General features: G+C 65.7%; 6 protein-coding genes. 4 read left to right on the forward strand and 2 right to left on the reverse strand.

Going from position 1 to position 6,000, the window contains the following annotated elements; translation table 11 throughout:
- Positions 1-358: 358 nt before the first annotated feature.
- Entirely contained in the window at positions 359-1,603 is a 1,245-nt protein-coding gene (locus tag CK220_RS30185; RefSeq protein WP_095815008.1) for a cytochrome-c peroxidase, read from the reverse strand.
- Between the two features lie 208 nt (positions 1,604-1,811).
- Here CK220_RS30185 and CK220_RS30190 point away from each other — a divergent pair, with 208 nt between their 5' ends.
- The 3 genes from CK220_RS30190 (at position 1,812) to CK220_RS30200 (ending at position 3,657) form a co-directional block, all read left to right on the forward strand.
- Positions 1,812-2,234: an OsmC family protein gene (locus CK220_RS30190; protein WP_095815018.1), complete on the forward strand. Its 423-nt coding sequence runs from the start codon at positions 1,812-1,814 to the stop codon at positions 2,232-2,234.
- A 5-nt stretch (positions 2,235-2,239) separates the two neighbouring features.
- Positions 2,240-2,767, forward strand: a complete 528-nt coding sequence (locus CK220_RS30195) for a hypothetical protein (protein ID WP_095815009.1) — start codon at positions 2,240-2,242, stop codon at positions 2,765-2,767.
- Positions 2,768-2,919: 152 nt separating this feature from the next.
- Positions 2,920-3,657: a 2OG-Fe(II) oxygenase gene (locus CK220_RS30200; RefSeq protein WP_095815010.1), complete on the forward strand. Its 738-nt coding sequence runs from the start codon at positions 2,920-2,922 to the stop codon at positions 3,655-3,657.
- Between the two features lie 27 nt (positions 3,658-3,684).
- Here CK220_RS30200 and CK220_RS30205 read toward each other — a convergent pair whose 3' ends face one another.
- Entirely contained in the window at positions 3,685-4,011 is a 327-nt protein-coding gene (locus CK220_RS30205; protein WP_176479264.1) for a GYD domain-containing protein, read from the reverse strand.
- A 217-nt stretch (positions 4,012-4,228) separates the two neighbouring features.
- On the opposite strand from CK220_RS30205, the gene CK220_RS30210 reads away from it, so the two are divergent.
- The gene (locus CK220_RS30210; RefSeq protein WP_095815012.1) at positions 4,229-5,857 is read left to right on the forward strand and encodes an ABC-F family ATP-binding cassette domain-containing protein; all 1,629 of its coding nucleotides are present in this window, start codon (positions 4,229-4,231) and stop codon (positions 5,855-5,857) included.
- The last annotated feature ends 143 nt before the right edge of the window (positions 5,858-6,000 follow it).

Here is a 6,000-nt window from a genome sequence, read left to right on the forward strand (position 1 = left end):
CCCGCCATTTTCCTGGCGGCATGGTGAACTGTCGAAGCTCTGCCTTACTAGCCTGGCTTCGGAAGCAATGCGTTTGTCTCCCGATACCCCGCTTCATCGTTGGCCGCGGCCGTGAACCGCCGGGCTTCGTGCGACGTGAGACCGATGAGCACGCGCCCGGCATGCTCGGCGGGCTTGTCACTGCCCATGTCAATCACCGCCCAGCTATGATGAGGCGGCTCTTGCACCGCTACGAATCTCATTCGAGCCCCCGCTCTGACGAGATGCTAGTGTAGCAGATGCTTTCCGGCGGCCCTGTGACAAGAGGCGTCCACCGATTTTTTGGCCGGGGAAGTCTGCGGTGCGCCTTCAGCCGCCCTTACTGCCCCGCCTGGTCGGCGTCGGTCAGCGTGCCGAGGAAGGCGACGATGTCGTCGATCTCGTCGTCGGTCAGCGCCGGCTTGTCGCCGGGTCTTTTTCCGTTGAAGGGCGGGTCCGTGTTGAGGTTCCCCCAATAAGCTTTTGGCAGATCGTCGAATTTCTTGACCGTGCCGTCCGCGTTCTTCGTATACCAGCGGCCCGGATCGGTGTCGCGACTGGCGTAGAAGGCGACGGCCTCGCGCAGCGAGTGGACGTAGCCGTTGTGGAAGAAGCTCTTGCGCAGCGCGACATTGCGCAGCGTCGGCGTCTTGAACAGGCCGCAATACTCGCTCCGGCCCTTGAAGTCGGCCCGCAGCGGCCCGCACAGCCCGAGGTCGAGATAGTTGGGATCGGCGTTGGCCGGGATCGCCTGGTTGCGCGGCACGGCGATGGCGATCAGGCCGTAGTCGGTGAATTGCGGCGGCTCGCCGTCATTGGCGGGCTCGCTCAGATGGCAGCTCGCGCAATTGCCTTTGCTTTCGTCCTCGAACAGCGCACGGCCGCGCAGCTCCTGCGCGGTCAGCTGCGCCTTGCCGGCAAGGAAGGCGTCGTAGCGGCTGGAATAGGGATAGAAATCGGCGCTGCTCTGCTCGAAGGTGCCGAGCGCCTCGACCGCCGCGTCGAAGGCATCCTGCTGATGGTCGAACACATCCGCGCCGAACACCGCCTTGAACGCATCGGCATAGGGCGCTTTGCGCAAGGCGGCGACCACGGCGGCTTCGTCCTTGTTGCCCATCTCGAAGGGCGACAGCAGCGGGATCCTCGCCTGGTCCTTGCCGTGGTCCGCGCGCCCGTCCCAGGTCAATCCGCCGGTCGGGCCGTTGTCGACGCTTTCGTCGCCCTCGTCCTCGGAGTCATAGAAATGCTCGGTGAAGGCCGGCGCCGCCTGCAGGTAGCGCAGCGACGGCACGGCGCGCAGGCCCGGCCGGTCGAGGTTCGGCCCGCCCATCTCGACCGGCGCGGCGGATGCCGGACCGAAGGCGTGGCTGGGATCGTGGCAGGACGAGCAGGCCTGCTTGCCCGAAGCCGACAGCGATGGGTCGAGGAACATTTTTCGCCCGAGCGACGTCAGTGCTTCGGCGCGTGCGAAGGCTTGCGCTCGTGACATCGGGCCGGGATGGACGCCATCTGCCGGCTGGCCGGCGGCGGGCCAAAGGATGGCGCCGGCGACAGCGGCGAGCGTGGCAAATTTCCGTGGTGTCATGACCCTCTGTCCCGTTTGCCATTGGCCCAGCAGCGCATTGCCACGGATTGTCGACTGGCGAAGCCAAATTGCCAAGCCGGAACGCGGCAGATCAGCCCTTCTACGGACATCTCGGCGTCCGAAGGGAACTGCAGCTGCGCCCTGGATGGTTGCCGAGATAAATTCCCGTCCGCTATCAATGGCCTCCAAACCGGACGAAGGACATTCGATGAGCGAGCTGAAGATCAGAACCCGTGCGACCGGCGCCTCCGCCGTCCTGCCGCCGGGCGGCCTGCCGGCGGTGACGACGCCAACCGGCGGCACGGTCGACGTGGTGACGTCGGTCAGCGCGCCGGGCTTCAACCCGCTCGACCTGCTCTATGCCTCCTTGGCCGCCTGCATGGTGCTCAGCGCCCGCATCGCGGCCACCCGCCTCGGCGTCGCCGACCGGCTTGGCGAAGTAAGGGCGGATGTCGGCGGCGAGAAGGCGAAGGACGAGCCGTCGCGGGTCGAGACGTTCACCATCAGGTTGCAGATCGCCGGCGATCTCGACGCGGCGACGAAGCAGCGCATCGTCGAGGATGCCGAGACGATCTGCACCGTCTCCAACACGCTGCGCGGCGCGCCGGCGCTGCACGCGACGCTTGGGTGAGGGCCGTGGCGCATCTTTCTGCGATCGACTATGCGACCGCCTCCGACGAAATCCGCGCCGAGCACGACCGGGAGCTTGCGCTGCGCGGCCGCATGACCAACATGAAGCGCATCCTGCTTCACTCGCCGGCCGCGCACCGCATCTACGCCGAATGGTTCACGCTGCGCGATCTCCTGCGTCCGACGCTCGACGACCGCGCCATCTGGCTGTTCTCGAAGGTGATCGCCGAGACGATGCGCGCCGAGATCCCGGTCACCTTCTTCCGCCGTGCGCTGATCGACAGCGGCTTCGATCCCGAAGCGATCGAACCCAGCGCCGACGAAACGCTGCTGATGTCCTTCGGCAGGGCGCTCGCCGCCGACGCCAATGCCGTTCCCGACGAGACCTGGGCCGCGCTGAAGGCGCGCTACGAGGAGAGGCTGCTCGTCAACCTCGTCGCCTTCGCCGGCATCATGGTGGCGACCTGCGTCTTCACCAATGCGGTGAGGGTGGACCTCGATCCGGAGCTGGAGGCGTATCGGCTGAAAGCCTAGGTCGAGTTCCTTAGCGCCCCCCTCTGTCCGGCAGGACAGAGGGGGGGGCGCTGTCCCGCCGGCTTCTCCAACGATCTCACTCGTCTCCGCAGGAATCGGGTGGCCCACACATCACTTCCGCCCCACTTTGATCACATCAAAGGAGCCAGGCCATGACCATCCACTCCCTGAACACCAAACGCCGCTCCGCCGAATCCCGTGTCGCAGCACAGGACTGGCGCACGCTCGTCTCCGAGCTCAACGGGCAGGGCTGCGCTGTCATGCCCGGTCTGCTTTCGCCGGAGGAATGCGCCGAAATCGCCGCGCTCTATCCGCATGAGGAGCATTTCCGCAGCCATGTCGTGATGGCGCGCCACGGCTTCGGCAAGGGCGAGTACCGCTATTTCCGCTATCCGCTTCCCGACCTGATCGAGGGCCTGCGCAGTGCGCTCTATCCACGGCTCGCCGGCGTCGCCAACGACTGGAACGAGAAGATGGGCGCCGCGTTGCGCTACCCGCCCGACCACGCCGCCTTCCTCAAGCGCTGCCATGACGAGGGCCAGACCAAGCCGACGCCGCTGCTGCTGCAATACGGCCCCGGCGACTTCAACTGCCTGCACCAGGATCTCTATGGCGCGCTCGCCTTTCCGCTGCAGGCGGCGATCCTCTTGTCCGAGCCCGGCGAGGATTTCACCGGCGGCGAATTCGTGCTGACCGAGCAGCGCCCGCGCATGCAGAGCCGCGCCGAGGTGGTGCCGATCAAGCGCGGCGACGCGGTGATCTTCGCCGTGCACAACCGGCCGGTGGAGGGCACGCGAGGTTACTATCGCGTCAACCTGCGCCACGGCGTCAGCCGCCTGCGCTCGGGCAGGCGACATACGCTCGGTATCATCTTCCACGACGCGAGGTGACGCACTTCAGAGAGGCGGCTTTCGCCTCTAGGTTCCCGGCCGCCGATAGCGGATCGATTTCGCCTTGCCCAGCGCGTCCATCGTCTCCTCGACGCTGAGGAGGACGGTGGTCTCGCAGGAGCTGAGTGCCCCTCCGGCACCGATGGCGAGCACGACGGACGCCATCGAAACATTGTCCGGCGCCTCCCACAGGTTCCACCCGTCGTGTTCGCCGAACGCGTACCAGAATCCGTGCAGCTTTCCGCCCACCGATTCTATGTATGAGCTGGCTGCCTTGCGGCGATCCTCGGGGTTTTCGATCATTCGCGCCCAGGTCTCGGGCGTGTAGCTGAAGCGCGTCAGGTACATGGCCATGGTTGACCTCCCTTGCCAGAGCCCTTCAAGTGGTTGGCTCCAGCACTAAGCGCTCGATCTGTCGGCGACGCCAATCAATTTCACCGCTGCCGGGTTCTGCCTCGAAGGAATCGCCGAGCGACGGATGCGGCGCTTCTGCCTCTTCCCTCCGCACCCTCATTCGCGTATGCCCCCCGGGCAAATCCCGCCATCTCAGCGCAGTTTCCCGGACCGCCCTATGATCCGTCTCGAAAATATCGGCAAGCAGAACGGCCGTCAGATCGTCTTCATCGAAGCCTCGGCCGCCCTGCAGAAGGGCGAGAAGGTCGGCCTCGTCGGCCCGAACGGCGCCGGCAAGACGACGCTCTTCCGCATGATCACGGGTGAGGAGCAGCCCGACGAGGGCCAGGTCTCGGTCGATCGCGGCGTTACCATCGGCTATTTCAGTCAGGATGTCGGTGACATGGAGGGGATGAGCGCCGTCGCCGAGGTGATGGAAGGCGCCGGCCCGGTGAGCGCCGTCGCGGCCGAAATGCGCGAGCTCGAGCACGCCATGGGCGATCCCGAGCGCGCCGACGAGATGGATCAGATCATCGAGCGCTATGGCGAGTTGCAGCACCGCTTCGAGGAGCTCGACGGCTATGCGCTCGACGGCCGCGCCCGCGAGGTGCTCGACGGGCTCGGCTTCTCCCAGGAGATGATGGATGGCGACGTGGCGAAACTTTCCGGCGGCTGGAAGATGCGCGTCGCGCTCGCCCGCATCCTGCTGATGCGCCCCGAGGTCATGCTGCTCGACGAGCCGAGCAACCATCTCGATCTTGAGAGCCTGATCTGGCTGGAGAAATTCCTCAAGGACTATGACGGCGCGCTGCTGATGACCTCGCATGACCGCGAGTTCATGAACCGCATCGTCGCGAAGATCATCGAGATCGACGCCGGCGCGCTCACCTCCTATTCCGGCAATTACGAATTCTACCAGGAGCAGCGGGCGCTGGCCGACAAGCAGCTGCAGGCGCAGTTCGAGCGCCAGCAGGCGATGCTTGCCAAGGAGATCGCTTTCATCGAGCGCTTCAAGGCGCGCGCCTCGCACGCCGCCCAGGTGCAGAGCCGGGTGAAGAAGCTCGACAAGATCGACCGCGTCGAGCCGCCCAAGCGCCGCCAGACGGTGGCCTTCGAGTTCCAGCCGGCGCCGCGCTGCGGCGAGGATGTGGCGACGCTGAGGGGTATCCACAAATCCTATGGCAGCCGCTCGATCTATGCCGGCCTCGACTTCCAGATCCGCCGCCGCGAGCGCTGGTGCGTGATGGGCATCAACGGCGCCGGCAAGTCGACGCTTTTGAAGCTGGTGGCCGGCGCCTCCGAGCCGGACGAGGGGACGGTGGCGCGCGGTCCGAGCGTCAAGATGGGCTATTTCGCCCAGCACGCCATGGAACTGCTCGACGGCGAACGCACCGTCTTCCAGACGCTGGAAGACAATTTCCCGCAGGCCGGCCAGGCGCCGCTCAGGGCTTTAGCCGGCTGCTTCGGCTTTTCCGGCGACGAGATCGAGAAAAAGTGCCGCGTGCTCTCCGGCGGCGAGAAGGCAAGGCTGGTGATGGCGCTGATGCTGTTCGATCCGCCGAACCTTCTGGTGCTCGACGAGCCGACCAACCACCTCGACATGGCGACCAAGCAGATGCTGATCGAGGCGCTGGCGCAATATGAAGGCACCATGCTCTTCGTCTCGCACGACCGCCATTTCCTGGCAGCACTGTCGAACCGCGTGCTGGAGCTCACCCCCGACGGCGTCCACACCTATGGTGGCGGCTACACCGAATATGTGGCGCGGACCGGCCAGGAAGCGCCGGGGCTGCGGGCTAGGGCTTAGCGGCCTGCTGAAAGGTGCCACACCCCTCTGGTCGTCATCCTCGGGCTTGCCGGGCTTGACCCGAGGATCCTGTGTGTTGGTTCCGGTGTATGGTTGAAGTGGGAAGGAGACCGAGTGGATCCTGGTCGTCCTTTCGGACAGGC

Source organism: Mesorhizobium sp. WSM3860, from assembly GCF_002294995.1.
Taxonomy (GTDB): Bacteria; Pseudomonadota; Alphaproteobacteria; order Rhizobiales; family Rhizobiaceae; genus Mesorhizobium.

Bases quoted from the DNA above. Each gene is read 5' to 3' on its own strand.
- CK220_RS30190 (WP_095815018.1), top strand. From the start codon at position 1,812: ATGAGCGAGCTGAAGATCAGAACCCGTGCGACCGGCGCCTCCGCCGTC.
- CK220_RS30210 (WP_095815012.1), top strand. From the start codon at position 4,229: ATGATCCGTCTCGAAAATATCGGCAAGCAGAACGGCCGTCAGATCGTC.
- CK220_RS30185 (WP_095815008.1), bottom strand. From the start codon at position 1,603: ATGACACCACGGAAATTTGCCACGCTCGCCGCTGTCGCCGGCGCCATC.
- CK220_RS30205 (WP_176479264.1), bottom strand. From the start codon at position 4,011: ATGGCCATGTACCTGACGCGCTTCAGCTACACGCCCGAGACCTGGGCG.
- CK220_RS30200 (WP_095815010.1), top strand. From the start codon at position 2,920: ATGACCATCCACTCCCTGAACACCAAACGCCGCTCCGCCGAATCCCGT.